This is a genomic window from Actinosynnema sp. NPDC059797 (genome assembly GCF_042732085.1).
Lineage (GTDB): Bacteria > Actinomycetota > Actinomycetes > Mycobacteriales > Pseudonocardiaceae > Actinosynnema.
Genome location: NZ_JBHWIE010000710.1, coordinates 1 through 1,581, shown reverse-complemented (window position 1 = coordinate 1,581; position 1,581 = coordinate 1). Strand labels below are relative to the sequence as shown.

Sequence of the window (1,581 nt, the reverse complement as noted above, 5' to 3'; positions counted from 1 at the left end):
AAACCCCCGCGGGGGCGGGGGGTAAAAACAAGTTAAATTAATTCTGCGGTTTTATTCTTACCCCCCCCCACACGGGCGCGCCCGCACAATTCCGGTCAGGAATTCGACGCCACCGCGACTGCGAACACGTGCAGGTCGTCGTCGGTGGGCAGGGTGACCGAGCGCAGCACCTTGCCCTCCGGCGCGGTGTAGGTCTTCGTGGCGAAGATGTGCGTGGCCACCTCCTCGCCGCCGCCGCCGCTCTGGTTGCGGTACGGCGTGGTCGCGACCACCGCGTTGCCGTAGGAGGGCGTGCTGCCGCCGCCGCCCAGCGTCCAGTCGCTGAAGCCCAGCTCGACCCCCGCGGTGCTGCCGTCGGTGAACGTCACCGTCGCGGTGCCGGCCCGCGCGCCGTTGGTGGCCGCGCCGATGAAGGCCAGCCGGGTGCCGGTGACGTCCAGGCGCTGCCCGTCGGCCACCGCGTTGTCCGGCCGCCCGGCGGGCGAGTCGGGCCAGCGGAAGGCCAGCCCGTCCACCGAGCCCGTGCCGCCGGGCGCGAGGCCCGCCGCCGCGAGCGCCTGCCTCGAATAGCTGTACCCGCCGCCGTCGAAGTCGCCGTCGCCGGTCTCGTCGTCGGAGGTGCCGGTGTTGTTGACCGCGGCCGGCATGCTGCCCTCCGGGGCCACGTTCACCACCAGCGGCAGCACCACCGGGTCCGCGCCCTCGACCGAGACCACCACCGTCGCCGGGTAAAAGCCCTGCGGCGCACCCGGCGCGGCGGTGATCGAGAACCCGCCCGGCACCGCGCCGGACGGCGGGTCGAACGTCAGCGCCGGCGGCCCGGTGACGGTGTAGGTGGCCGCCGGGTCCCCCTCGTACAGCTTGGTCGACACGACCCGGGCGGGGAGCGTCGCGCCGGGCGCCACCACGGGGTCGCCGGGCTCGACCTCCAGGTGGTACGGCTGGTCGTGCCGGACCGGCCGCTCGCCCTCGCGGAACGACGGCGGCGCGTCACCGGGCGCGGCGCCCCACCCGGTGTCCGGCTCCTCGCCGAGGGTGAACGCCAGCCGGCCGCCGCGCTCCACGAAGGACTCCGGCAGCCACGTCCTCGTGCTCGCCCGGCCGTTCACCTCCAGCCCGCGCACGTACGCCGCCCGCGGCGACGCGCCGGGCGCGGTGATCGCGATGTCCCGGCCGCCGCCGCGGTTGATCCTCACCGAGGTGAACAGCGGGCTGCCCACCACGAGTTCGGCCCGGGACGGCACCTGCGGGTACAGCCCGATCGCGGCGAACACGAACCACGAGGACATCGCGCCGAGGTCGTCGTTGCCGGGGATGCCGCCGGGGCCGGTGGTCCACAGCGAGTTCACCACCTCGCGCACGGTCCGCTGGGTCTTGTGCGGCTGCCCGGTGTAGTTGTAGAGCCACGGCGCGTTCAGCGAGGGCTCGTTGTCCAGCGCGGACTTCGTGCCGCCCGCCCGCGACAGCGCCCAGCGGCCGTCGGCGTGGTGGAAGAAGTCGTCCAGCCGCGCGTTCGCCCGCTCCGGGCCGCCGAGCGCGGCGACCAGGCCCGCCACGTTGTGCGGGACCATCCACGTGTAC

Annotated in this window: 1 protein-coding gene; it reads right to left on the bottom strand. The window is 74.2% G+C overall.

The genetic code is table 11. The features are described from left to right. Positions 1-95: 95 nt before the first annotated feature. The coding region (locus ACFV4N_RS43580) for a glycoside hydrolase domain-containing protein (RefSeq protein ID WP_499678572.1) at positions 96-1,581 on the bottom strand (1,486 nt) is incomplete at its 5' end.